This is a genomic window from Micromonospora sp. NPDC048887 (assembly GCF_040649715.1).
Taxonomy (GTDB): domain Bacteria; phylum Actinomycetota; class Actinomycetes; order Mycobacteriales; family Micromonosporaceae; genus Micromonospora.
Genome location: NZ_JBEZGA010000005.1, coordinates 38,215 through 63,524, shown reverse-complemented (window position 1 = coordinate 63,524; position 25,310 = coordinate 38,215). Strand labels below are relative to the sequence as shown.

Here is a 25,310-nt window from a genome sequence, read left to right as displayed (position 1 = left end):
GAAGCGGAGCCCGGAGTGGCACTGGTGAGTGAGGCGAGGGCGGCCGCGGCGGCGGTGGTGGACCCGGAGATCCGGGTCATCACCATCGACGAGCTGGGCATCCTGCGCGCGGTCGACGAGGAGCCGGACACCGGCCGGGTCGTCGTCACCATCACCCCCACCTACACCGGCTGCCCGGCCATGGACGTGATCCGGGCGGACATCCGCCGGGCGCTGGCCGCCGCCGGGCACCCGGACGCCGAGGTCCGTACCGTCTATCACCCGGCGTGGAGCACCGACTGGATCTCCGACACCGGCCGGGCCAAGCTGGCCGCCGCCGGCATCGCCCCGCCCGCGCCGCGCGGCGACGACACGGTGGTGCCGTTGACGCTGGCCGTACGCTGCCCGCGCTGCGGGTCGCCGGAGACCAGCCAGATCAGCCGCTTCGGCTCCACCGCGTGCAAGGCGCTGTGGCGTTGCCGTTCCTGTTCCGAACCCTTCGACCACCTGAAGGCGCTGTGACTGTCACCATCACCCGGCCGGTGCGCCGCCGGCCGGTCTTCCACCCGTTGCCCGTGGCCGCCGTGGACCGGCTCACCGACGACTCGGTGTCGATCACGTTCGCCGTGCCCGAGGAGCTGCGCGAGACGTTCGCGTTCTCCGCCGGGCAGCACCTCACCGTCCGCCGCCCGGCCGAGGGCGACGGCGGGGAGGTGCGGCGGTCGTACTCGATCTGCTCCACCCCGGACGAGCTGGCCCGGCACGGCCGGGTGCGGATCGGGGTGCGTGAGGTCCCGGGCGGGGCGTTCTCCGCCTTCGCCTGCGGCGCGCTGCGGGGCGGCGACACCGTCGAGGTGCTGCCGCCGCTGGGGCACTTCACCTCCGCGTTCACCCCGGACCGGGCCCGCCGGTACGGCGCGGTGGTCGCCGGTTCCGGCATCACCCCGGTGCTCGGGCTGGCCGCGACCGCGCTGGCGACCGAGCCGCGCAGCACGTTCACGCTGGTGTACGGCAACCGCACGGCGAACTCGGTGATGTTCGCCGAGGAACTGGCCGACCTGAAGGACCGCTATCCGACCCGGCTGCACCTGGTGCACGTGCTGTCCCGGGAGATGGGCGAGTCGGCGTTGCTGTCGGGGCGGATCGACGCCGACCGGCTGACCCGGCTGCTCGACACTCTCGTCCCCGGCGACGAGATCGAGGAGTGGTTCCTCTGCGGCCCGTACGGCATGGTGGTGGACGCCAAGGCGGTGCTGGCGGGCCGCGGCGTGCCGGACGCGGCGGTGCGCACCGAGCTGTTCCACGTCGACGCGCCGCCGGAGCCGGTCCGCCGCGAGGCCGACCGGCCCGGGTCCGGCACCGACGTGACGATCGTGCTGGACGGCCGCTCGTCGAGTTTCACGATGGGCCGGGACGAGCGGGTGCTCGACGCGGCGCTGCGGGTGCGCGGCGAGTTGCCGTACGCCTGCAAGGGCGGCGTCTGCTCGACCTGCCGGGCGAAGGTGACGGCGGGTGAGGTGACGATGGCGCGCAACTACGCGCTGGAGCCGGACGAGGTGGCCGCCGGTTACGTGCTGACCTGCCAGTCCAGCCCGGTCACCGACGAGCTGACCGTCGACTACGACGCGTAGCGGCGCCGCCGGTCAGAACACCACGGGCGGTGCCGTGGCGGCGCGGCCACGGGCCCGGCTGACGTGGCCGCGCCACCCGCCGACCAGCGTGAGCAGGGTCCATCCCGCCGCACCGAGCACGAGCATGGCCCGCTTTCCGTCCGGGTCCACGTCCCGCTCGTCGGCCAGATCCACCTCGCCCCGAGGGTCGACGACCACCGTCAGCCGCTGGCCGACCCGGTAGCCGGGGGAGCTGCCCCGGTAGACCAACGGCTCGTCGAGCCGGCCGGTGTCGCCCTGGAGGACGAACTCGTGCCGCTTGCCGACGGTCTCCACGTCGGTGATGGTCACCTGCTGGGCGACGCCGCGCTCCCGGAGGACCGACTCCGGCGCGAGCTGCACGGTGCCCACCAGCACGAACAGCGCCGGCAGCACCGACAGGAGGGTCAGCCACCAGCCCCGGTGCAGCAGGCGCAGGCCGACCGCGAAGGCGAGGCAGCCGGCCAGGGCGACGGAGATCGGCACGGCGATCGGCAGTCCCACGGTGAGGTGGCCGACCACCGCGCTGACCGCGATCACGGCGAGGCCGAAGCCGACGAGCACGGCGGTCATGGTGAGGGACCAGAGGGCGGAGCGGGCACCGGCCACGCGTACGGGAGCGGGTGAGGGCGATACGACTGACACGCCGAGAGCGTAGACGCGGCCTGCCACGTCCATTTCTTGTCCGAACGGTTCGGACAGCGGTAACCTTCAACTGCCAGGGGCACTAGCCCCGTGGAAGTGGACCCGGCAGCCTTCCGGACGGTGGGTGAGCCGGGTCTCGCGCTGTCTGCGCCTCGTCAGACCTGTCGCGACTCACTGATCATGCGGCGGATGGAGTCCTTCCAGCGCCCGCCTTTGGCCCAGCACCAGGCCAACGCGTCGGGAACGGCCAGCAGACACTCCTCGTGGGCGCGTAGCTGGTCGTACCGCAGCCTTCCGTCCACCCCACACTTCCTGACCTGCTCGAAGAGCAGGCGCTGATCGGGCTGGAAGGTCGAGTCGTCGCGTTCCAGGACGAGGCGGGCAGCCCCGATCTTCGCCGTGTGCTCCACCAGAGAGACGAGGCAGGCTTCGCGAGCGACCCGGGCGTTGCGATGGTCCTTCGCGTCGAAGATGACAGCGTGCGCGGAGAGCGCGAGAAACCCGTCGATGATCTGACGGCGCCGGTCGTCTCTCTCCTTGTGGAAGTGGATGCGGCGTTGGCCGGGCAGGATGAGATCCCGAATCGACCGGCGTGCAGCGTTCAGGTCGGCCGGGTGCATGACCACGGCGGCGACGAGTAGCCCTCGCTCCTTGGTCTCGTCGACGAAGACGTGCGCGGTCATGGGACGAGGCTCTCCTGTCGCTGCTCGGACCCGGTCAGGCGTTGACGATTTCCCTGATGCGGTCGAGCTTCTGCCGGGCGGTCAGGCCGGCGGGGTTCTTGGTGCCGATGACGTCCAGCTCCGCTCGGACGTCACAGTCGTCCGGCTGAAGGATTGCATCGATCACACGTGCTCGGGGGCCGCCGTCCCGGACGTAGATCCAGACCGTCTGCGACTGCCGTGGCTCGGTGTTGAGCGCCGCGTCGAGCCGGTGGGGAGGGAAGAAACCGAGGCCGGTCGCCCTGAGCGTGTCGGCGATCTCGGCCAGGACCCAGCGGCCGAGCTTGCGGTAGCCCAACTCGTCCCGCAACTCGCCGAGGGTTGCTTCCGTTAGTCCTCCGTCCGCTCGGCACCGGGCCGCGATGCCTGGAGCGGTGTCCGTCTCGCTCACGTCCCACCCCCAATGCGTCGATGGATGTCGAACAAGATGATGCGAGATGCTCAACATCTTGTCAACGAACCAACGATGTTTTATTTCGATCTTGAGGATATTTTTGGGGAAGTGCGTTCGGCTCACACCGGAGGGCCCAGTACGGCGGCATCCACCGGTCGCGACGTACGCTCGGGGATGTGACGGCGAACCGGGAGATCGACGACATCCTGCAACGCGGCGCGGACGGCGGGCGGATCGCGCCCGAGGAGGCGCTGCTGCTCTACACCGACGCGCCCTTCCACGCGCTGGGCGAGGCGGCCGACGCGGTACGGCGGCGCCGCTACCCGGACAACATCGTCACCTACCTCATCGATCGCAACATCAACTACACGAACGTCTGCGTGACGGCGTGCAAGTTCTGCGCGTTCTACCGGGCCCCCAAGCACAAGGAGGGCTGGACCCACCCGACCGAGGAGATCCTGCGCCGCTGCGGTGAGGCGGTCGAGCTGGGTGCCACCCAGGTCATGCTCCAGGGCGGGCACCACCCGGACTACGGCGTCGAGTACTACGAGGAGCTGTTCTCCTCGGTCAAGAAGGCGTACCCGCAGCTCGCCATCCACTCGATCGGCCCGAGCGAGATCCTGCACATGGCGAAGGTCTCCGGCGTGAGCCTGGACGAGGCCATCGCCCGGATCAAGGCCGCCGGCCTGGACTCGATCGCCGGCGCCGGCGCCGAGATGCTGCCGGACCGGCCGCGGAAGGCGATCGCGCCGCTGAAGGAGTCCGGCGCCCGCTGGCTTGAGGTCATGGAGCTGGCGCACCGGCAGGGCCTGGAGTCGACGGCCACCATGATGATGGGCACCGGCGAGACGAACGCCGAGCGCATCGAGCACCTGCGGATGATCCGCGACGTGCAGGACCGCACCGGCGGCTTCCGGGCCTTCATCCCGTGGACGTACCAGCCGGAGAACAACCACCTGAAGGGCCGCACCCAGGCGACGACGCTGGAATACCTGCGGCTGGTCGCGGTGGCCCGCCTGTTCTTCGAGACGGTGCCGCACCTCCAGGCGTCCTGGCTGACCACCGGCAAGGACGTCGGGCAGCTCGCGCTGCACATGGGCGTGGACGACCTCGGCTCGATCATGCTGGAGGAGAACGTCATCTCCTCGGCCGGTGCCCGGCACCGGTCCAACCTGCACGAGCTGATCGGCATGATCCGGTCGGCCGACCGGATCCCGGCCCAGCGGGACACGCTCTACAACCGGCTGGCGGTGCACCACACGCCCGCCGACGACCCGAGCGACGACCGCGTGGTCTCGCACTTCTCGTCGATCGCGCTGCCCGGCGGCGGGGCCGGGAAGTCGCTGCCGCTGGTCGAGGTCAACTGACCCGGTTCCGCCGTTCGGCCGGTCGGGGTCCGTCATGCGGCCGGAGGTCCGCCCGTTTCCGGTGAAGCTTCGGCCCAGGGTCTTCACCCGCGTGATCACCGGCGGCTAGCCTGCCCGCGCGACACCACCGATCCGGGCCGCGAGCAGGCAGGTAACAGGTCGGCGGCGACCCGGGCGAGCGCGGCCCGGTGAGCCGGCGACGCCATTACGCTTGCGGCGTCGTCGGGGACCGTCGTCCTCCATCGGCCCATGAGGGCCGTTCACATAACGCACCGCGGCAGGGGCGGGATGGGTGACCATCCCGCCCCTGCCGTCTGCCGGTATCGATGGGAATTCCCACCTCCGGGTCCTGGCGTCACGACGCGTCGCTCCGGTACCGTCCGTTCGTTCGGCGTGATCACGCCTCCCTATCCCCGGGGGAACAATGACCTTCCGCTACCGGTCCACGCTGGCCCGCGCCGGCGTCGTGGCCCTGCTCTCCACCGCCGGTCTCGGCGCGCTCGCCGGCCCGGCGCAGGCCGCCGACGAGGCCGACCTCCAGCTCATCCCGCTCAGCTACCACCTCGCCAAGGGCGTCAGCGAGGCGAAGGCCAAGCCGTTCAAGTTCCAGGTGAACAACACCGTCGGGACCGTGGACGCGAAGGACGTCCGGGTCACCGTCGAGACGAACGGCCTCAAGACCGGCAAGGTCGGCGTGCTGGTCCCGGCCGGTTGCGACATCCGGGGGACCGCCTTCTCCTGCCTGCTCGGTGACCTGCCCGCCGGCACCTCCGAGGACTTCGGCATCCCGCTGTTCGCCAAGGGCGGCAAGGGCGCGGCCGGCACGCTCACGGTCGCGATCAGCGCGGGCGAGAGCACCAGGGTGCTGGACGAGATCGAGCACGACATCACCGTCACCGAGCCGGGCTACGACCTCACCACCTGGGTGCAGGACGTGTACGCCGACGTGGTGGTCGACGGCGACGACGCGGGCGAGCCGGGCCTGCGCCCGGTCCGGCCGGGCGGGACCGCGCCGCTGGACTGGGCCGTGTTCAACGACGGCAGCAAGCGTGCCACCGGCATCGCGTACGGGATCGGCCTGCCGGCCGGAGTCACCTTCGCGAAGCTGCCCGAGGGCTGCGTCGAGCAGAACCTGGGCGGTGTCCTCAACGCGTACTGCGAGGACGCGGGCGCGGTCCTCAAGCCGGGCCAGTACTACACCGCCGACGTCCGGGTGACTGTCGGCGCGGATGTGACCGAGAAGCTGCTCCGGCCCGGGATCGTCTGGGCCAAGGGCCTCGACGGTGCCGCCGGTGCGGCCGAGGAGGAGCCGCGCGTCGCCAGCTCGGCGCAGCGGCGGGCGTTCGCGGAGACCGACGACGGTGACAACACCGCGCTGTTCGACGTCTTCGTCGACCAGAGCCCGCCGTCGAGCCCGACCCCGAGCCCGTCGCCGACCGCCCAGCCGACCTCGTCGCCGAGCGCCGGGCCGACGCCGACCGGCGGCGCGACGGCGGTGCCGACCCCGACCGCGGGTGGTGGCACGGGTGGCGGCACCGGTGACGGTGGCCTGCCGGTGACCGGTATGCAGATCGGCCTGATCGGCGGGACCGGCGCGGCGGTGCTCGTGGCCGGTGCGGCGCTGATGATGCTGTCCCGCCGCCGCAAGGTGGTCCTGGTCACTCCGGACGAGGAGCGCGCCGGCGACTGACCGGAGCGGCGATGACGGCAGGGCGGGGTGGGCGACCACCCCGCCCTGCCGCGTACCCGGGCGGAGGCGGGCGGCGCGCGGCTGGCAGAGTGGAGGGGTGAGCCGTACCCCGCAGGGCCAGCGCGCCAGCCTGGACAAGCAGCCGCACGAGGTCGCCGCGATGTTCGACGGTGTCGCGGCCCGCTACGACCTGACGAACACAGTGCTCTCCTTCGGGCAGGACCGGTCCTGGCGGCGGGCCACCCGGGCGGCGCTCGGGCTGCGGCCGGGCGAGCGGGTGCTGGACGTGGGCGCGGGCACCGGTGTGTCGACCGAGGAGCTGGCCCACTCCGGGGCGTACGCGGTCGGCGCCGACCTGTCGCTGGGCATGCTGCACGCCGGCAAGCGCACGCGTCCGTCGGTGCCGCTGCTGGCCGGGGACGCGCTGCGGTTGCCGTTCGCCGACGCCAGCTTCGACGCGGTGACCATCTCCTTCGCGCTGCGCAACGTCAACGACACCGACGCGGCGCTGGCCGAGCTGGCCCGGGTGACCCGGCCGGGCGGGCGGCTGGTGGTCTGCGAGTTCAGCACGCCGGTCAACCCGGCGTTCCGCACCGTCTACCTGTCGTACCTGATGCGGTCCTTGCCGGCGGTGGCCCGCGCCGTGTCGAGCAACCCGGACGCCTACGTCTACCTGGCCGAGTCGATCCGGGCCTGGCCGGACCAGGCGGCGCTGGCCGGGCGGATCGCGGCGGCCGGCTGGGGCCGGGTGGCGTGGCGCAACCTGACCGGCGGCGTCGTGGCGCTGCACCGGGCAGTCCGAAACTGACAGTCCGGCCGCACTGACCACCCATTTCGTAAATATCCGATTCTGGTCTACTTTGTCCCGTAGGCTCGCCTCCATGACGGGACCAGACCAGGCCGCCACCGACGACGACGCCGCCGAGCTGATCGCGCAGCTCCGCGAGCTGGCCGGCGCGGATCCCGCCGATGTCCGCCAGGTCGTCGCCGAGGTGCTCGCCGCGCTGGACCGGGCCGCCGGCGGCGCGTTGCGCGACCACCTGCCCGACGCGATCCGCCTCGACGCCGGGCTGGGACCGGCCGCGCAGGCCCGTCCGTGACCGCTCTCGACGCTCTTACCGGCGCGTTTCCGCCAAGTTAGGCCCCCCTCAGCGCGTACTGGTGTAACGCCGGTCATAGACTCCATCCGGATCGGCTTGTGAAGCATTTCACGAGCATGCGGGAGGAGGCGCGGATGACCGCGGTGGAGAACGACGCCGACGTCATCGTCGTGGGCGCCGGTCCCGGAGGATCGGCCACGGCGTACCACCTGGCGCGGCACGGCGTACGCGTGCTGCTGCTGGAGAAGACGGAGTTTCCCCGGGAGAAGGTCTGCGGCGACGGGCTCACGCCCCGCGCCGTACGGCAGTTGATCCGGATGGGCGTGGACACCTCGCCCGAGGCCGGCTGGCTGCACAACAAGGGCCTGCGGGTGATCGGCGGCGGGGTACGCCTGGAGCTGGACTGGCCCGACCTGGCCAGCTTCCCCAACTACGGCCTCGTGCGGACCCGGCTCGACTTCGACGACCTGCTCGCCCAGCGGGCGGTCGCCGCCGGGGCGAAGCTGCGCACCAGCGTCAACGTCCTCGGGCCGGTGCTCGACGCCGACGACCGGGTGATCGGCGTGCAGGCCGAGGTCGGCCCGGACAAGGAACCGGCCACCTTCCACGCGCCGCTCGTGGTCGCCGCCGACGGCGTCTCCGGCCGCTTCCCGCTCGCCCTCGGGCTGGCCAAGCGGGAGGACCGCCCGATCGGCGTGGCGGTCCGCCGCTACTACCGCTCGCCCGCCAAGCACGACGACGACTACCTGGAGTCCTGGCTGGAGCTTCGGGCCAAGGGCAGCGACGCGTTGCTGCCCGGCTACGGCTGGATCTTCGGCCTCGGCGACGGCCGGGTGAACGTCGGCCTGGGTGTGCTCAACTCCTCCTCGGCGTTCGGCAAGACGAACTACCGCAAGCTGCTCACCGACTGGCTCGCGAACACCCCCGAGGACTGGGGGATGACCGACGAGTCCAACGCGGAGGGTCCGACCCTCGGCGCCGCGCTGCCGATGGGCTTCAACCGGGTCCCGCACTACACCCGCGGCGTGCTGCTTGTCGGTGACTCCGGCGGCATGGTCAACCCGTTCAACGGCGAGGGCATCGCGTACGCGATGGAGTCGGGCGAGATGGCCGCGGAGGTCCTGGTGCAGGCGCTGGCCCGCCCGGCCGGCGCGGAGCGCGAGCGGGCGCTGATGGCGTACCCGCAGGAGCTGAAGGCCCGCTTCGGCGGCTACTACCGGCTCGGCGGCGTCTTCGTGAAGCTCATCGGCCGCCCCGAGATCATGCGGATGGCGACCAAGCACGGCATGCCGCACCCGATGCTCATGCGGTTCGTGCTCAAGCTGCTGGCCAACCTGACCGACCCGCGCGGCGGGGACGCGATGGACCGGGTCATCAACGCGATGACGAAGGTGGCCCCGGCCGTGTAGGAGACCACCGACCACGAGCCGGACAGAGATCGACCCCCCGACGACCGAGGTCTCAGGGACGTGAATAGTGTGATTTTGGCCAACCACCGAGGTCAGGGAAGGACGAGCAGGGGACAACGATGACGCTCTCTCCTTACGCACCCATCATCGGGCTGTTCGCCCTCGCTGCGGCGTTCGCGCTGTTCTCCGTGGCCGCTGCCCGACTCGCCGGCCCGCGGCGTCTGAACAAGGCCAAGCTCGAGGCGTACGAGTGTGGCATCGAGCCGAGCCCGCAGCCGGTCGGCGGCGGCCGGTTCCCGATCAAGTTCTACCTGACGGCGATGCTCTTCATCGTCTTCGACATCGAGATCATCTTCCTCTACCCCTGGGCGGTCTCCTTCGACGCCCTGCCGATCTTCGGCTTCGTGGAGATGGTCCTGTTCATCGTCGCGGTCTTCGTCGCCTACGCCTATGTCTGGCGGCGCGGCGGCCTGGACTGGGACTGAGGAGGTAGCAGATGGGCATCGAGGAGAAACTCCCCTCCGGCGTCCTGCTCACCAGCGTCGAGAAGCTGGTCAACTGGACGCGGAAGACCTCGGTCTGGGGCGCCACGTTCGGTCTGGCCTGCTGCGCCATCGAGATGATGGCGGCGGGCGGCCCGCACTACGACATGGGCCGCTGGGGCATGGAGGTCTTCCGCGCCTCGCCCCGCCAGGCGGACCTGATGATCGTGGCCGGCCGGGTGAGCCAGAAGATGGCCCCGGTCCTGCGCCAGATCTACGACCAGATGGCCGAGCCCCGCTGGGTCATCTCGATGGGCGTCTGCGCCAGCAGCGGCGGCATGTTCAACAACTACGCCATCGTGCAGGGCGTCGACCACGTCGTACCGGTCGACATGTACCTCCCCGGCTGCCCGCCCCGGCCGGAGATGCTCATCGACGCGGTGCTCAAGCTGCGCGAGAAGATCATGCACGAGCCGCTGGGCCCGAACGGCCGCAAGATGCTTGAGGCCCGCCAGGCGCGCGGCGACGTGCCGGTGGTGCCGTACGGCTCGATGCCCTCGTCGTACCGCAGCGACAAGGCCCGCCGTGCCGAGTGGACGAAGGCGGTCCGCGAGGGGCGTGAGGAGCAGCTGCGGATCGAGAACTGGATGAAGGCGCAGAACCACCTTCAGGCGTCGCATAGGGGCCCGAAATGAGCAACGACAAGACCAACGACGGCGGGGTGCCGGTACCCACCACCCCGGTCGGCGCCAGCTCCACCGCACCGGCCGAGTACCCGCCGGCCAGCCCGGCCGGCCGGGGCATGTTCGGCAACCAGGGCACCGGCGACGTCTCCGGCTACGGCGGCCTGGTCCGCCAGCGCAAGCCGATCGAGGAGGCGACCCGGCCGTACGGCAGCTACTTCGACGAGGTGCGGGACGCGCTGGAGGAGGCGTATCCCGACTTCGGCGACGCGATCGAGAAGGTCGTGGTCGACCGGGGTGAGCTGACCCTGCACGTCCGCCCGGAGCGGATCGCCGAGGTCTGCCAGGTGATGCGCGACGACCTCGCGCTGCGCTTCGAGCTGCTCTCCTCGGTGTCCGGTGTGGACTACCTGGGTGCGGAGCGCCGCCTGCACGTGGTCTACCAGCTGACCTCGATGACCTACCGCCGCATGGTCCGGCTGGAGGTGGCGGTCTCCGCCGAGGACCCGCACGTCCCGAGCGTCACCGCCGTCTACCCGACCGCCGACTGGCAGGAGCGGGAGGCGTACGACATGTTCGGCGTCGTCTTCGACGGCCACCCCAACCTGACCCGGATCCTCATGCCGGACGACTGGGAGGGCCACCCGCAGCGCAAGGACTACCCGCTGGGCGGCGTCCCCGTCGAGTACAAGGGTGCGGAGATCCCCCCGCCGGACCGTAGGAGGTCGTACCAATGACCACGTCGAACTACGCGACCGAGCGCGAGACGACCGAGGGCAAGGTCTTCACCGTCACCGGCGGGGACTGGGACGAGGTCGTCTCCGGCACGGACCCGATCAACGACGAGCGGATCGTCGTCAACATGGGTCCGCAGCACCCGTCCACCCACGGCGTGCTCCGGCTGGTCCTGGAGCTGGAGGGCGAGACGGTCCGCGAGGCCCGCTCGGTCGTCGGCTACCTGCACACCGGCATCGAGAAGAACCTGGAATACCGCAACTGGGTCCAGGGCTCGACGTTCGTGACCCGGATGGACTACCTCTCGCCGCTGTTCAACGAGACGGCGTACGCGCTCGCGGTGGAGAAGCTGCTCGGCATCACCGACGACATCACCGAGCGGGCCACCACCATCCGCGTGCTGATGATGGAGCTCAACCGCGTCTCGTCGCACCTGGTCTGGCTGGCGACCACCGCCATGGAGCTGGGCGCGATCAACATGATGCTGTACGGCTTCCGCGAGCGGGAGTACGTCCTCGACATCTTCGAGACCATCACCGGCCTGCGGATGAACCACGCGTACGTGCGGCCGGGCGGTGTCGCGCAGGACGTGCCGGACGACGCGATCCGCAAGATCCGCGACTTCCTGACGCTGATGCCGAAGCGGCTCAAGGAGTACGAGAACCTGCTCTCCGGCCAGCCGATCTGGCTGGAGCGCACGCAGCAGGTGGCGGTGCTCGACGTGACCGCCTGCATGGCGCTCGGCGTCACCGGCCCGGTGCTGCGCAGCGCCGGCCTCGCCTGGGACCTGCGCAAGACCATGCCGTACTGCGGTTACGAGACGTACGAGTTCGACGTGCCGACCCACACCGACGGTGACGTGTGGGGCCGCTACCTGGTCCGGGTGGCCGAGATCCGCGAGTCGCTGAAGCTGATCGAGCAGGCGCTGGACCGCCTGAAGCCCGGCCCGGTGATGGTCTCCGACAAGAAGATCGCCTGGCCGGCGCAGCTCGCCATCGGCGTGGACGGCATGGGCAACTCGCTGGAGCACGTCGCCAAGATCATGGGTCAGTCGATGGAATCGCTGATCCACCACTTCAAGCTCGTCACCGAGGGCTTCCGGGTTCCGCCGGGCCAGGTGTACGTCGGCATCGAGTCGCCCCGCGGCGAGCTGGGCGTGCACGCGGTGTCCGACGGCGGCACCCGGCCCTACCGGGTGCACTACCGGGAGCCGAGCTTCGTCAACCTCCAGGCCCTCCCGGCGATGGCCGAGGGCGGCCTGATCGCCGACGTGATCGCCGGCGGCGCCTCGCTGGACCCCGTGATGGGTGGTTGTGACCGATGAGCACGTTCACTGAAGAGACCCGGCTCCGGGCGCGGGAGATCATCGCCCGGTACCCGGCGGACCGGTCCCGCTCGGCGCTGCTGCCGCTGCTGCACCTGGTCCAGTCGGAGGAGGGCTACGTCTCCCCGGCCGGTGTCGAGTTCTGCGCGGAGGTGCTCGGGCTCAACAAGGCCCAGGTCGGCGCCGTCGCCACCTTCTACACCATGTACAAGCGCAAGCCCACCGGTGACTACCTGGTCAGCGTCTGCACCAACACCATGTGCGACGTGCTCGGCGGGCAGAAGGTCTACGACACCCTGGCCGAGCACCTCGGCGTCGGGCACGAGGAGACCACCGCCGACGGGAAGATCACCCTGGAGCACGCCGAGTGCCTGGCGGCGTGCGACTACGGCCCGGTCATGACCGTCAACTACGACTTCTTCGACAACGTGGAGCCGCAGGCCGCGCTCGACGTGGTCGAGGAGCTGCGCGCCGGTGGCCGTCCGATGCCCACCCGGGGCGCGCGGCTGTGCACGCTCAAGGAGATGGCCGTCCAGCTCGCCGGTTTCGCCGACGAGCGCGAGGGCGCGGTGGCCGACGGCGGGCCGGGCGAGCCGAGCCTGCGCGGTCTGCGCCTGGCCGAGCAGCACGGCGTCTCGGTGCCGGGCTTCGACCCGAAGACGCCGATCCGCAGCAAGGCCGAGGCCGACCGGGCCGCCGCCGAGGCGAAGGCGGAGGCCGAGAAGCCGGCCCCGGCGCCCGAGCCGGTCAAGTTGGCACCCGCCGGCAACTCGGGCGCGGGTGAGGCGGCCGAGCCGGAGGCGGCCACCGGCAGCACCGCGCCGGACGTGAAGGCCCCGGACGACAAGTCGCCGCAGGTGCGTACCGCCGAGACCCGGCAGCCGGACGCGGGCACCGCGGTGCCGGACGCGCCCGGCACCAAGGTCCCGGTGGACGGCCCGGCCCCGGCGTCGCGCGACGCGCAGGCGGCGGAGGCGGCCGGCGCGGCGGCGAACCCGCCGGCCGGCGACGGCAAGCCCGCCGGCGACGCGGCCGGCGCGCAGGAGCGCAACCTCAAGGAAGCGGAATCCGGTACGGGCGCGGGCGGCGCCGACCCGGCGGACGCGAACGGATCGGGGGTCCGCAAGTGACCACTCCTCGGCCGGAGACGCTGGCCAAGCTCACGCCGGTGCTCACCAAGCGCTGGCTGTCGCCGGACGCCTGGCGGCTCGGCACCTACGAGAAGCTGGACGGCTACGCCGCCCTGCGCAAGGCGCTCAAGGCGCACCCGGACGACCTGATCCAGCTGATCAAGGACTCCGGGCTGCGCGGCCGGGGCGGCGCGGGCTTCCCGACCGGTCTCAAGTGGGGTTTCATCCCGCAGGGCGACGGCAAGCCGCACTACCTGGTGGTGAACGCCGACGAGGGCGAGCCGGGCACCTGCAAGGACCTGCCGCTGATGACCTACGACCCGCACTCGCTGGTCGAGGGCGTCATCATCGCCTCGTACGCGATCCGGGCCAACCGGGCGTACATCTACATCCGTGGTGAGGCGGTGCACGCCGCCCGGCGGCTGCGTAGCGCGGTCGCCGAGGCGTACGCCAAGGGTTACCTCGGCCGGAACGTCCTCGGCTCGGGCTTCGACCTGGACCTGGTGGTGCACTCGGGCGCCGGGGCGTACATCTGCGGTGAGGAGACCGCGCTGCTGGACTCGCTGGAGGGCTTCCGGGGCCAGCCCCGGCTGCGCCCGCCGTTCCCGGCGACCCACGGCCTGTACGCCAGCCCGACGGTGGTCAACAACGTCGGCACCATCGCCAGCGTGCCGTACATCGTGCTCGGTGGCGCGGACTGGTGGAAGACGATGGGCACGGAGAAGTCGTCCGGCCCGATGATCTACTCGCTGTCCGGCCGGATCGCCAACCCGGGCCAGTACGAGTGCTCGATGGGCATCACGCTGCGCGAGCTGATCGAGCTGGCCGGCGGCATGAAGCCCGGGCACAACCTGAAGTTCTGGACCCCGGGTGGCTCGTCGACGCCGCTGCTGACCGCCGAGCACCTGGACGTGCCGCTGGACTTCGAGGGGGTGGCGGGCGCCGGTTCGATCCTGGGCACCACCGCCACGCAGATCTTCTCCGACCAGGACTGCCCGGTGTACGCGACCTACCGGTGGCTGGAGTTCTACCACCACGAGTCGTGCGGCAAGTGCACCCCGTGCCGGGAGGGCAACTACTGGATGGTCCGGGTCTACCGGCGCATCCTGGCCGGCCAGGGCACCCACGAGGACCTGGACACCCTGCTCGACACCTGCGACAACATCCTCGGCCGTTCGTTCTGCGGTCTGGGTGACGGCGCGACCAGCTCGGTCACCTCGTCGCTGAAGTACTTCAAGCAGGACTACCTCGACTACATCGAGGGACGTACCGCTCCGAAGCTCTCCGACAAGCAGCTGGTTGGAGCTCACTGATGACCGACGTAGCCAAGCAGACCGAGACCGTCACGCTGACCATCGACGGCGTCGAGGTCACCGCGCCCAAGGGTGCGCTGCTGATCCGCGTCGCCGAGCAGCTCGGCACCGAGATCCCGCGCTTCTGCGACCACCCGCTGCTGGCCCCGGCCGGCGCCTGCCGGCAGTGCCTGGTGGAGGTGGAGGGCCAGCGCAAGCCGGTCGCCTCCTGCACCCAGACCGTCGCCGACGGCATGGTGGTGCGGACGCAGCTCACCTCCCCGGTCGCCAAGAAGGCCCAGGAGGGGGTGATGGAGCTGCTGCTCCTCAACCACCCCCTGGACTGCCCGATGTGCGACAAGGGCGGCGAGTGCCCGCTGCAGAACCAGGCGATGTCCACCGGCCGGACCGACTCGCGGTTCCACGAGCACAAGCGGGAGTACCCGAAGCCGCTGCCGATCAGCACCCAGGTGCTGCTCGACCGCGAGCGTTGCGTGCTCTGCCAGCGGTGCACCCGGTTCTCCGAGGAGATCGCCGGCGACAAGTTCATCGACCTGATGGGACGCTCCTCGCACGAGGAGATCAACATCTACCGGGACGAGGAGTACGGCGAGGACGGCGACGCCGGTGACGTCCCGTTCAACTCGTACTTCTCCGGCAACACCGTGCAGATCTGCCCGGTGGGCGCGCTGACCGGCGCCCAGTACCGGTTCCGGGCCCGCCCGTTCGACCTGGTCTCCACGCCCAGCGTCTGCGAGCACTGCTCGGCCGGCTGCGCCCAGCGCACCGACTGGCGGCGTGGCAAGGTGCTGCGCCGGCTGGCCGGCGACGACCCGGCGGTGAACGAGGAGTGGAACTGCGACAAGGGCCGCTGGGGCTTCCAGTACACCCGCGCGTTCGACCGGATCAGCACGCCGTTGGTGCGCGACGAGAAGACCGGTGAGCTGCGCGAGGCGTCCTGGAGCGAGGCGCTGACCCGGGCCGCCGAGGGGCTGCGCGCGGCCCGCGACGGCGCGACCGGCACGGCGGTGCTGACCGGCGGCCGCCTCACCGTCGAGGACGCCTACGCGTACGCGAAGTTCGCCCGTATCGCGCTGCACACCAACGACATCGACTTCCGGGCCCGCCCGGTCTCCCGCGAGGAGGCCGACTTCCTGGCCAGCAGCGTCGCCGGGGTCACCGACGTGACCTACACGGACGTGGAGAACGCGCCCGCGGTGGTGCTCGTCGGCCTGGAGCCGGAGGAGGAGTGCCCGATCCTCTTCCTGCGGCTGCGCAAGGCGTACCTGAAGAAGAAGCTCACCGTGTACGCGATCGCGCCGTTCGCCACCCGGGGCCTGGAGAAGCTCGGGGCGAAGCTGGCCCGCGTGGTGCCCGGCGAGGAGGCCGGCGTGCTGGCCGAGCACGCCACTGTGGCCGAGGCGCTGGGGAGGCCCGGCGCGATCCTGATCGTCGGCGAGCGCCTGGCCGAGGTGCCGGGCGGGCTGTCGGCGGCGGCGGACGTCGCCCGGCGTACCGGTGCCCGGCTGGTCTGGGTGCCGCGGCGCGCGGGTGACCGCGGCGCTGTCGACGCGGGCTGCCTGCCCAACCTGCTCCCCGGCGGCCGTGTGGTCACCGAGCCGGCCGCGCGCGCGGAGCTGGGCGAGGCGTGGGACATCCCGGCCGGGGTGATCCCGAGCCAGGCCGGCCGCGACACCGACGGCATCCTCACCGCCGCCGCGAACGGCCAGATCGGCGCCCTGGTGGTGGCCGGCGTCGACCCGGCCGACCTGGCCGATCCGCGCCTGGCCGAGTCCGCACTGGACGCGGTGCCGTTCCTGGTCAGCCTGGAACTGCGGATGAGCGCGGTGTCCCGCCGGGCCGACGTGGTCCTGCCGGTCGCGCCCGTGGTCGAGAAGGCCGGCAGCTTCCTGGACTGGGAGGGCCGGCTGCGCACGTTCGAGAAGGTGCTGGACACCGGCGCGATGACCGACGCCCGCATCCTCGACGCGCTCGCCGCGCAGCTCGACGTGCGGCTGGGCACCGGCGACGTGCCGAGCATCCGGCGCGAGCTGGGCGCGCTGCCGCGCACCCGGATCGAGCGGCCGTCGGCGCCCTCGGTCGAGCCGGCCGCCGTGCGCGAGCCCGGACCGGGCGAGGCGGTGCTCGCGACCTGGCACCAGTTGATCGACCTGGGCAGCCTCACCGACGGCGACGAGCACCTCGCCGGCACCGCCCGCCCGCCGGTGGTCCGGCTGGGCAAGGGCACCGCCGAGGCGCTGGGCGTGGCCGACGGTGACCCGGTCACGGTGGGGACCGACCGCGGCGCGATCACGCTGCCGGCGGCGATCACCGAGATGCCCGACGGCGTCGTCTGGCTGCCGACCAACTCACCCGGCTCCACCGTGCGGCGCGGCCTCGGCGCGACGTCCGGCGACGTGGTGAGCGTCTCCGCAGGCGGGAACGAAAGGTGGGTGCAGTGAACCCCGTCATCCTCGCGGCGCAGGACCCGACGCTTGCCGACTTCGGCAAGGACCCGTGGTGGCTGGTCCTCGGCAAGATCCTGTTCGCGTTCGTCGTCGCCGTGGCGGCCACGCTGCTCGGCGTCTGGTTCGAGCGCCGGGTCGTGGGCCGCATGGCGGTGCGGCCCGGCCCCAACCAGGCCGGCCCGTTCGGTCTGCTCCAGACGCTCGCCGACGGCGTGAAGCTGGCCTTCAAGGAGGACATCCTCCCGCGCAAGGCCGACAAGGTCGTCTACTTCTTCGCTCCGGTGATCTCGGTGGTCTGCGCGGTCACCGCGCTGTCGGTGATCCCGTTCGGGCCGATGGTGAGCATCTTCGGGCACCGGACGCCGCTGCAGGTCACCGACGTGTCGGTGGCGGTGCTCGTGGTGCTGGCCTTCTCCTCGCTCGCCGTGTACGGCATCGTGCTCGGCGGCTGGGCCAGTGGCTCCACGTACCCGCTGCTCGGCGGCCTGCGCTCGGCGGCCCAGCTGGTCTCGTACGAGGTCACCATGGGCCTGAGCGTGGTCGCGGTCTTCATGACCGCCGGCACCATGTCGACGAGCGGGATCGTCGCCGCGCAGGGCGACGGCACCCGGCTGAGCATCGGCGGCTTCGACCTCGCCGCACCGGGCTGGTACGCGATCCTGCTGCTGCCCAGCTTCATCATGTTCTTCATCGCCATCGTCGGTGAGACGAACCGGGCGCCGTTCGACCTGCCCGAGGCGGAGTCGGAGCTGGTGGCCGGTTTCCAGACCGAGTACAGCTCGCTGAAGTTCGCGCTGTTCATGCTCAGCGAGTACGTCGCGATGGTGACCATGTCGGCGTTCACCGTGACGCTCTTCCTCGGCGGCTGGCACGCGCCGTGGCCGATCACGATCTGGTCGGGCGCCAACGAGGGCTGGTGGCCGATGCTGTGGTTCTTCGGCAAGGTCATCATGCTGGTGTTCGTCTTCGTCTGGCTGCGCGGCACGCTGCCGCGGCTCCGGTACGACCAGTTCATGCGCTTCGGCTGGAAGGTGCTGCTGCCGCTGAACCTGGTCTGGATCATGGTGCTCGCCGGGCTGCGCTCGATCGAGGACTGGCAGACCCGGGACCGGCTGCTCGTCACCGCCGTCGGCGCGGGCGTGCTGCTGCTGATCACGCTCTTCTGGCCGTCGCGGAAGAAGGAGCCGAAGCCGTCGCTCCAGGAGCAGGCGGACACCCGGCCGTACGGCAGCTTCCCGCTGCCGCCGATGGATCTTCAGGTTCCGCCGAGCCCGCGTACCAAGCGCGTGCTCGCCGAGCGGGAGCCGGCCAACGTCGTCGCCGGCCCGGACTCCAGGGAGGTGTGACGTGGGCGCGATCACCGGAACGTTCAAGGGCTTCGGTGTCACCTTCTCGCACATGTTCAAGAAGGTCGTCACCACCGACTACCCGTTCAAGCCGCCGGTCTCGGCGCCGCGCTACCACGGGCGGCACATCCTCAACCGGCACCCGGACGGGCTGGAGAAGTGCATCGGCTGCGAGCTGTGCGCCTGGGCCTGCCCGGCCGACGCGATCTACGTGGAGGGTGGCGACAACACCGAGGAGCAGCGCTTCTCCCCGGGTGAGCGGTACGCCAGCATCTACCAGATCAACTACGCCCGGTGCATCTTCTGCGGGCTCTGCATCGAGGCCTGCCCGACCCGTTCGCTCACCATGAGCAACGAGTACGAGCTGGCCCGGGACAACCGGCAGGACCTGATCTTCACCAAGGAGCAGCTGCTCGCGCCGCTGCTCGAAGGCATGGAGCAGCCGCCGCACCCGATGCGGCTGGGCGACAGCGAGAAGGACTACTACGTCGGCGCGCTCACCAACCCGGGCACCTCGGCCGGCGCCGAGCGCTCGCCGATGGGCCCCGGCCGGTACCAGGTCGAGGAGCACCCGGGCGTGACCTTCCCCGGCGCCGAGCAGGCCGAGCAGCGGTCCGCCGCCGCGGCGGGCAAGGGAGGCAAGGCATGACCTCGGCTACGGTGCTCGCCGCCGCCGGCCAGGTGTCCGGCGGCGAGGAGGTCACCTTCTGGATCCTCGCCCCGCTGGCCCTGCTCGGTGCGGTCGGCATGGTGTGGGCCCGCAACGCGGTCCACTCCGCGCTCTTCCTGGTGCTGACCATGCTCTGCCTGGGCGTGTTCTACGTGCTCCAGGCCGGGCCGTTCATCGGCATGGTGCAGATCATCGTCTACACCGGCGCGATCATGATGCTGTTCCTGTTCGTGCTGATGCTTGTCGGCCGGGACGCGTCCGACTCGCTCATCGAGACGCTGCGCGGCCAGCGGGTCGCCGCCGTGGTCCTCGGACTCGGCTTCGCCGGCCTGGTGGGCACCGGCCTGTACCGCGCGCTCGACGGCGTCCAGGCGGTCGGGCTCGACCAGGCCAACGGCGAGGGCAACGTGCAGGGCATCGCCCGGCTGCTGTTCACCAAGTACGTCTTCGCCTTCGAGCTGACCTCGGCGCTGCTGATCACCGCCGCCATCGGCGCGATGGTGCTGGCGCACGTGGAGCGGCGCAAGGCGGACCGGATGGACCAGATCGCCACCATGAAGGCGCGGTTCCGCCCCGGCAACTACCCCGGACCGAAGCCCGGCCCGGGTGTCTACGCCACGTCCTCCTCGGTGGCCACCCCGGCCCGTCTGCCCGACGGCCGGCTGACCGACCGCAGCATCCCGGAGATCCTGCCGGTGCGCGAGCTGACGGCCGAGGAGACCGCACCGAAGGGGACTGACAAATGACCCCGGACTACTACCTCATCCTCGCGGCGGTGCTGTTCACCATCGGCGCCGTGGGCGTGCTGGTCCGGCGCAACGCGATCGTGCTGTTCATGTGCATCGAGCTGATGCTCAACGCGGCCAACCTGACCCTGGTCACGTTCAGCCGGATCAACGGCGACCTGAACGGCCAGATCATGGCGTTCTTCGTGATGGTGGTCGCGGCGGCCGAGGTCGTGGTCGGGCTCGCGATCATCATGGCGATCTTCCGGACCCGGCGCTCGGCCAGCGTCGACGACGCCAACCTGCTGAAGTACTGAGGGGCTCGTGGTGGAACAGATTCTGACGATCGCCCAGTCTGAGCCAGCCGAAGCCGTCACCTTCGCCACGGCGGACGGGATGCTGGGCAGTGTCTGGCTGCTGGTGGCGATCCCGCTGGTCAGCGCGGCGATCCTGCTGCTGCTCGGCAAGCGGGCCGACCGCTGGGGCCACTGGCTCGGCGTGGGCGCCATCGGCGCCGCCTTCGTGCTCGGGCTGACCTACTTCTTCCAGCTCCGCGGCTTGGAGAACAAGCAGGTCGAGCTGAGCCTCTGGGACTTCATGGCGGTCGGCAACCTGAAGGTGGACTTCGGTCTGCTCTTCGACCCGCTGGCCGCGGTCTTCGTCCTGCTGATCACCGGGGTGGGCTTCCTGATCCACCTCTACGCCGTGGAGTACATGGCGCACGACAAGGGCCGGCGGCTGTTCTTCGCGTACTTCAACCTGTTCGTCGCCGCCATGCTCCTGCTGGTGCTCGGCAACAACTACGTGATGCTCTACTTCGGCTGGGAGGGCGTCGGCCTGGCGTCGTACCTGCTGATCTCCTTCTGGTACGGCCGGCCCAGCGCGGCCACCGCCGGCAAGAAGGCCTTCCTGATGAACCGGGTCGGCGACGCCGGCCTGGCCATCGGCATCTTCATCATGTTCGCCATGCTCGGCACCACCCAGTACGACGAGGTGTTCAACGGGGTCGGCTCGATGACCTCGACCACCGTGCTGGTGCTCGGCCTGCTGCTCCTGCTCGGCGCGGCCGGCAAGTCCGGTCAGTTCCCGCTCCAGGCGTGGTTGCCGGACGCGATGGAGGGCCCGACCCCGGTGTCCGCGCTCATCCACGCGGCCACCATGGTCACCGCGGGCGTCTACCTGATCGCCCGCTCCAACGCGATCTTCTCGGCCAACGAGACGCTCCAGCTCGTGGTGGTCAGCGTCGGCGCGCTCACCCTGCTGATGGGCTGCATCATCGGCGCGGCCAAGGACGACATCAAGCGCGTGCTGGCCTGGTCGACGGTGAGCCAGATCGGTTACATGTTCCTCGGCGTCGGTCTCGGCGGCGGCGCGTACGCGCTCGCCATCGTGCACCTGCTGGCGCACGGCTTCTTCAAGGCCAACATGTTCCTCGGCGCCGGCTCGGTCATGCACGGCATGAACGACCAGGTGGACATCCGCCGCTTCGGCGGGCTGTCCAAGTACATGAAGGTCACCTGGCTGACGTTCATGATGGGCTGGCTCGCCATCATCGGCATGTTCCCGTTCTCCGGCTACTTCTCGAAGGAGCCGATCATCGTGGCCGCGTTCGAGCGGGAGGGCTGGACGGCCTGGCTGTTCGGGCTGGCCGCGCTGCTCGGCGCCGGGCTCACCGCGTTCTACATGACGCGGCTGTTCGTGCTCACGTTCCACGGTCCGAAGCGCTGGACCGAGGACATCGAGCACCCGCACGAGTCGCCGAAGCTGATGACCATCCCGCTGATCCTGCTGGCGGTCGGCTCGGTCGGCGCGGGCTTCCTGCTCGCCACCTCGGTGCCGGACTGGCTCACCGCCACCAACGGGCTCGCGGCCGAGAGCGGGGAGCACGCGCCGGTGCTGGCGCACTGGCTGCTCACCGCGCTGTCGCTGCTGCTCACCGTGCTGGGCGCCGGGCTGGCCTGGTTCCTGTTCCGCTCCGGTACGGCCACCGAGCCGCAGCCGGCCGGCGTGGTGGTCACCGCCGCCCGCCGCAACCTCTACACGGACGCCTTCAACGAGGCGGTCTTCGAGAAGCCGGGCATCTTCCTCACCCGGGCGCTGGTGTTCCTCGACAACCGGGGCGTGGACGGGCTGGTGAACGGCCTGGCCGCCGCCGTGGGCGGGGGCTCGGGCCGGCTCCGGCGGCTCCAGACCGGCTTCGTGCGGTCGTACGCGACCTCGATCCTGACCGGCGCGCTGCTCGTGGTGGCGGCGTTCCTGGCGGTGCAGGCGGGGTGGTTGGCGTGATCGACCTCAACGCGGCCGCCCCCGCCGGCGGGCCACGCAGTCACGACGGAGGTAAGGCCGAATAATGTCCAACTTCCCGTTCCTCTCGGTGCTGACCGTGGCGCCGCTGGTCGGCGCCCTGGTGGTGGCACTGCTGCCGCGCAGCCGTCCCGACCTGGCCAAGCTGGTGGCGTTCGGCTGGTCGCTGCTGGTGCTGGTGCTCTCGGTGGTGATGTGGTTCGCCTTCTCCGCCGGTGGTGACCGGTTCCAGTTCCGCGAGTCGTACCCGTGGATCCCGAACTGGGGCGTGAACTTCACCTTCGAGGTGGACGGCATCGCGCTGGTCATGCTGATGCTGATCGCGATCCTGGTGCCGCTGGTGATCCTGGCGTCCTGGCACGACGCCGAGGCGTCGAAGCGTTCGGTGCCCGCGTACTTCGCTCTGCTGCTCGTCCTCGAATGCACGATGATCGGCGTCTTCGCCGCCGCCGACGTCTTCCTGTTCTACGTGTTCTTCGAGGTCATGCTGGTGCCGATGTACTTCCTGATCGGCAGCTACGGCGGCCACCAGCGGCAGTACGCGGCGGTGAAGTTCTTCCTCTACTCGCTGGTCGGCGGTCTGTTCATGCTGGCCGCGGTGATCGGCCTCTGGGTGGTCGGCGGGAAGACCTTCGACTGGCAGGCGCTGAGCCAGGCGGAGTTCGCCACCGACACGGCCCGCTGGCTGTTCCTCGGCTTCTTCGTGGCCTTCGCGATCAAGGCGCCGTTCTTCCCGTTCCACACCTGGCTGCCGGACGCCGGTGGCGCGGCACCGGCCGGTGCCGCCGCGCTGCTTGTCGGCGTGCTGGACAAGGTCGGCACGTTCGGCATCCTGCGCTACTGCCTCCCGCTGTTCCCGGAGGCGTCGCGGTGGTTCGCACCGTGGGCGCTGGCGCTGGGCGTCATCGGCATCATCTACGCCGCGCTGCTGGCGGTCGGCCAGAACGACCTGAAGCGCCTGGTGTCGTACACCTCGATCGCGCACTTCGGGTTCATCGGTGTCGGCATCTTCGCGTTCACCACCCAGGCCGGCACCGGCGCGGTGCTCTACATGCTCAACCACGGCCTGGCCACCGGCCTGCTGTTCCTGGTGGTCGGCATGCTGATCGCCCGGCGCGGATCGGCGCTGATCAGCGACTTCGGCGGCGCCGGCAAGCTGGTGCCGGTGCTCGCCGGGGTGCTGTTCTTCGCCGGTCTGGCCTCGCTGGCGCTGCCCGGTACCGCGCCGTTCGTCTCCGAGTTCCTGGTGCTGATCGGCACGTTCACGGTCAACAAGCCGGTCGCGGTGATCGCCACGCTCGGCATCATCCTGGCGGCGGCGTACGTGCTGTGGATGGTGCAGCGCACCACGCAGGGCACCCTGAACCCGGCGCTGACCGAGGTCGAGGGCATGCGACGTGACCTCACCCTGCGCGAGAAGGTGGTCGTCGCGCCGCTGATCGCGCTGATCGTGCTGCTCGGCTTCTATCCGAAGCCGGTCACCGATGTCATCAACCCCGCCGTCCAGGCGACCATGCAGGACGTCGGCAAGTCCGATCCCGCCCCTGAGGTCGGCAGCGTCCAGGAGGCTGCGAAGTGAGTGAACTGAGGCTGCCGTCGATCGACTACGCGGCACTCGCTCCCATCCTGATCATGCTGGGCGCGGCGCTGCTCGGGGTCCTGGTCGAGGCGTTCGTGCCGCGTCGCCTGCGCAACGCGGTGCAGCTCGGGCTCGCCCTGGTGGCGATGCTCGCCGCGATCGTCATGGTGATCCTGAACTCCGACGACCGGCTGATCACCATCGGCGGTGCCATCGCGATCGACGGCCCGACGCTGTTCCTCCAGGGCGCCATCCTGGTGCTCGCGGTGATGGCGCTGCTGCTCGTCGGCGAGCGCACCGTGGAGCGGGGCGGCGCGTTCGTGGCGCACGCAGCGGTCACCGCCGAGTCGGCGGAGGACCGGCGGCAGGCCGAGGGCGTCGGTGGCGCCACCGAGGTCTACCCGCTGATGTCGTTCGCGATCGGCGGCATGCTGATCTTCGTGGCGGCGAACGACCTGCTGACCATGTTCGTCGCGCTGGAGGTCTTCTCGCTGCCGCTCTACCTGCTCTGCGCGCTGGCCCGCCGCCGGCGTCTGCTGAGCCAGGAGGCGGCGCTGAAGTACTTCATGCTCGGCGCGTACGCATCGGCGTTCTTCCTGTTCGGTGTGGCCCTGATCTACGGCTTCACCTCCGGGATCCCGGGCCGTACGGCGGGCGTCGACTTCGCCACCGTGCACGCCGCGGTCACCGACTCCCCGTCCAGCCCGGTGCTGCTGTTCGCCGGCATGGCGCTGCTCGCCATCGGCCTGCTGTTCAAGGCCGCCGCCGCGCCGTTCCACGTCTGGACGCCGGACGTCTACCAGGGCGCACCGACCCCGGTCACCGGCTTCATGGCGGCCTGCACCAAGGTCGCCGCGTTCGGCGCGCTGCTGCGCGTCTTCCACGTGGCGTTCGGCGGGGCCTCCTGGGACTTCACCCCGGTGCTCGGCGCGATCGCGGTGCTGACCATGCTGGTCGGCGCCGTGCTGGCGGTCACCCAGACCGACATCAAGCGCCTGCTGGCGTACTCGTCGATCGCGAACGCCGGCTACCTGCTCGTCGGTGTGCTGGCGCCGAGCCGCGAAGGGCTCTCCGGCACCATGTTCTACCTGGCCGCGTACGGCTTCTCGGTGCTCGCCGCGTTCGCCGTGGTGACGCTGGTGCGCGACGCCGACGGGGAGGCCACCCACCTGTCCCGCTGGGCCGGGCTGGGCCGCCGCTCGCCGTTCTTCGCGGCGATCTTCACGTTCATCCTGCTGGCCTTCGCCGGTATCCCGCTGACCAGCGGTTTCACCAGCAAGTTCGCGGTCTTCGGTCCGGCCCTGGAGGCGGGCCAGGCGTGGTTGGTGATCGCGGGTGTGCTGACCAGCATGGTGCTGGCGTTCCCGTACCTGCGGGTCGTGGTGATGATGTGGCTGTCCGAGCCGGGCGAGTCCACCCCCACGGTGACCGTGCCGGGTGCGCTCACCTCGGCCGCCCTGGTCATCGGCGTGGTGGCCACGCTGGCGCTGGGCGTGGTGCCCGGCCCGCTGCTCGACCTGACGACCGGTGCCGCCGAATTCGTCAGATGACAGAGGTGATCACACCGGGGGCCGGTATGCCGTGGCGTGCCGGCCCTCGGCGTATCCCCGTCGACGA

Annotated in this window: 24 protein-coding genes; 21 read left to right on the top strand and 3 right to left on the bottom strand. The window is 70.7% G+C overall.

Annotated features, from left to right (window positions below):
• Nucleotides 1-24 precede the first annotated feature (24 nt).
• Nucleotides 25-501 (top strand): 1,2-phenylacetyl-CoA epoxidase subunit PaaD, encoded by a 477-nt coding sequence (gene paaD, locus AB0C17_RS10035; protein ID WP_357477965.1) that lies wholly within the window; start codon nt 25-27, stop codon nt 499-501.
• Nucleotides 498-1,610, top strand: a complete 1,113-nt coding sequence (paaE, locus tag AB0C17_RS10030) for a 1,2-phenylacetyl-CoA epoxidase subunit PaaE (RefSeq protein WP_357386892.1) — start codon at nt 498-500, stop codon at nt 1,608-1,610. Before paaD ends, paaE begins: the two co-directional genes overlap by 4 nt.
• Nucleotides 1,611-1,622: 12 nt before the next feature.
• Here the strand turns inward: paaE and AB0C17_RS10025 are convergent, their stop codons facing one another.
• From AB0C17_RS10025 to AB0C17_RS10015, 3 genes are all read right to left on the bottom strand, one after another.
• Nucleotides 1,623-2,273 carry a hypothetical protein gene (locus AB0C17_RS10025; protein ID WP_357477962.1) on the bottom strand — a complete coding sequence of 217 codons (651 nt, stop codon included), beginning with the start codon at nt 2,271-2,273 and terminating at the stop codon, nt 1,623-1,625.
• 155 nt (nt 2,274-2,428) lie between these two features.
• On the bottom strand, nt 2,429-2,956 hold the full coding sequence (locus AB0C17_RS10020; protein ID WP_357477959.1) for a hypothetical protein: 528 nt from the start codon (nt 2,954-2,956) through the stop codon (nt 2,429-2,431).
• Between the two features lie 34 nt (nt 2,957-2,990).
• Entirely contained in the window at nt 2,991-3,386 is a 396-nt protein-coding gene (locus AB0C17_RS10015; protein ID WP_120572083.1) for a hypothetical protein, read from the bottom strand.
• Between the two features lie 179 nt (nt 3,387-3,565).
• Between AB0C17_RS10015 and mqnC the strand changes: the two genes are divergently transcribed.
• The 19 genes from mqnC to nuoN all read left to right on the top strand — a co-directional run bounded on the left by mqnC (nt 3,566) and on the right by nuoN (nt 25,243).
• Nucleotides 3,566-4,756 (top strand): cyclic dehypoxanthinyl futalosine synthase, encoded by a 1,191-nt coding sequence (gene mqnC / locus AB0C17_RS10010; protein ID WP_357477956.1) that lies wholly within the window; start codon nt 3,566-3,568, stop codon nt 4,754-4,756.
• A gap of 424 nt (nt 4,757-5,180) precedes the next feature.
• Nucleotides 5,181-6,446, top strand: a complete 1,266-nt coding sequence (locus AB0C17_RS10005) for a cell wall anchor protein (RefSeq protein WP_357477953.1) — start codon at nt 5,181-5,183, stop codon at nt 6,444-6,446.
• A 97-nt stretch (nt 6,447-6,543) separates the two neighbouring features.
• The gene (locus tag AB0C17_RS10000; protein WP_357386902.1) at nt 6,544-7,254 is read left to right on the top strand and encodes a demethylmenaquinone methyltransferase; all 711 of its coding nucleotides are present in this window, start codon (nt 6,544-6,546) and stop codon (nt 7,252-7,254) included.
• A 73-nt stretch (nt 7,255-7,327) separates the two neighbouring features.
• A complete protein-coding gene (locus AB0C17_RS09995; RefSeq protein ID WP_357386904.1) occupies nt 7,328-7,546 on the top strand; it encodes a hypothetical protein in 219 nt (72 codons plus the stop codon).
• A 134-nt stretch (nt 7,547-7,680) separates the two neighbouring features.
• Nucleotides 7,681-8,955, top strand: coding sequence for a geranylgeranyl reductase family protein (locus AB0C17_RS09990; RefSeq protein WP_357477949.1), 1,275 nt, complete (start codon nt 7,681-7,683; stop codon nt 8,953-8,955).
• A gap of 119 nt (nt 8,956-9,074) precedes the next feature.
• Nucleotides 9,075-9,440 (top strand): NADH-quinone oxidoreductase subunit A, encoded by a 366-nt coding sequence (locus AB0C17_RS09985; protein ID WP_013283601.1) that lies wholly within the window; start codon nt 9,075-9,077, stop codon nt 9,438-9,440.
• Between the two features lie 11 nt (nt 9,441-9,451).
• Nucleotides 9,452-10,132 carry an NADH-quinone oxidoreductase subunit B gene (locus AB0C17_RS09980; RefSeq protein WP_013283602.1) on the top strand — a complete coding sequence of 227 codons (681 nt, stop codon included), beginning with the start codon at nt 9,452-9,454 and terminating at the stop codon, nt 10,130-10,132.
• Nucleotides 10,129-10,857: an NADH-quinone oxidoreductase subunit C gene (locus tag AB0C17_RS09975; RefSeq protein WP_357386909.1), complete on the top strand. Its 729-nt coding sequence runs from the start codon at nt 10,129-10,131 to the stop codon at nt 10,855-10,857. Before AB0C17_RS09980 ends, AB0C17_RS09975 begins: the two co-directional genes overlap by 4 nt.
• On the top strand, nt 10,854-12,179 hold the full coding sequence (locus tag AB0C17_RS09970) for an NADH-quinone oxidoreductase subunit D (RefSeq protein WP_357386911.1): 1,326 nt from the start codon (nt 10,854-10,856) through the stop codon (nt 12,177-12,179). Before AB0C17_RS09975 ends, AB0C17_RS09970 begins: the two co-directional genes overlap by 4 nt.
• Entirely contained in the window at nt 12,176-13,309 is a 1,134-nt protein-coding gene (gene nuoE, locus AB0C17_RS09965) for an NADH-quinone oxidoreductase subunit NuoE (RefSeq protein WP_357477946.1), read from the top strand. The genes AB0C17_RS09970 and nuoE overlap by 4 nt, the downstream gene beginning before the upstream one ends.
• The gene (nuoF, locus tag AB0C17_RS09960; protein WP_357386914.1) at nt 13,306-14,622 is read left to right on the top strand and encodes an NADH-quinone oxidoreductase subunit NuoF; all 1,317 of its coding nucleotides are present in this window, start codon (nt 13,306-13,308) and stop codon (nt 14,620-14,622) included. Before nuoE ends, nuoF begins: the two co-directional genes overlap by 4 nt.
• Nucleotides 14,622-17,063, top strand: coding sequence for an NADH-quinone oxidoreductase subunit G (locus AB0C17_RS09955; RefSeq protein ID WP_357477944.1), 2,442 nt, complete (start codon nt 14,622-14,624; stop codon nt 17,061-17,063). Before nuoF ends, AB0C17_RS09955 begins: the two co-directional genes overlap by 1 nt.
• Nucleotides 17,060-18,415: an NADH-quinone oxidoreductase subunit NuoH gene (nuoH, locus tag AB0C17_RS09950; protein WP_357386918.1), complete on the top strand. Its 1,356-nt coding sequence runs from the start codon at nt 17,060-17,062 to the stop codon at nt 18,413-18,415. Before AB0C17_RS09955 ends, nuoH begins: the two co-directional genes overlap by 4 nt.
• 1 nt (nt 18,416) lies before the next feature.
• Nucleotides 18,417-19,064 (top strand): NADH-quinone oxidoreductase subunit NuoI, encoded by a 648-nt coding sequence (gene nuoI, locus AB0C17_RS09945; protein WP_030500778.1) that lies wholly within the window; start codon nt 18,417-18,419, stop codon nt 19,062-19,064.
• A complete protein-coding gene (locus AB0C17_RS09940; protein WP_357477941.1) occupies nt 19,061-19,831 on the top strand; it encodes an NADH-quinone oxidoreductase subunit J in 771 nt (256 codons plus the stop codon). Before nuoI ends, AB0C17_RS09940 begins: the two co-directional genes overlap by 4 nt.
• Complete coding sequence (gene nuoK / locus AB0C17_RS09935) at nt 19,828-20,127, top strand: NADH-quinone oxidoreductase subunit NuoK (protein WP_013283611.1); 300 nt, start codon at nt 19,828-19,830, stop codon at nt 20,125-20,127. The genes AB0C17_RS09940 and nuoK overlap by 4 nt, the downstream gene beginning before the upstream one ends.
• A 79-nt stretch (nt 20,128-20,206) precedes the next feature.
• A complete protein-coding gene (gene nuoL, locus AB0C17_RS09930; protein WP_357386951.1) occupies nt 20,207-22,096 on the top strand; it encodes an NADH-quinone oxidoreductase subunit L in 1,890 nt (629 codons plus the stop codon).
• A gap of 64 nt (nt 22,097-22,160) precedes the next feature.
• Entirely contained in the window at nt 22,161-23,693 is a 1,533-nt protein-coding gene (locus tag AB0C17_RS09925) for an NADH-quinone oxidoreductase subunit M (protein ID WP_013473559.1), read from the top strand.
• Nucleotides 23,690-25,243 carry an NADH-quinone oxidoreductase subunit NuoN gene (gene nuoN, locus AB0C17_RS09920; RefSeq protein WP_357386923.1) on the top strand — a complete coding sequence of 518 codons (1,554 nt, stop codon included), beginning with the start codon at nt 23,690-23,692 and terminating at the stop codon, nt 25,241-25,243. The genes AB0C17_RS09925 and nuoN overlap by 4 nt, the downstream gene beginning before the upstream one ends.
• The last annotated feature ends 67 nt before the right edge of the window (nt 25,244-25,310 follow it).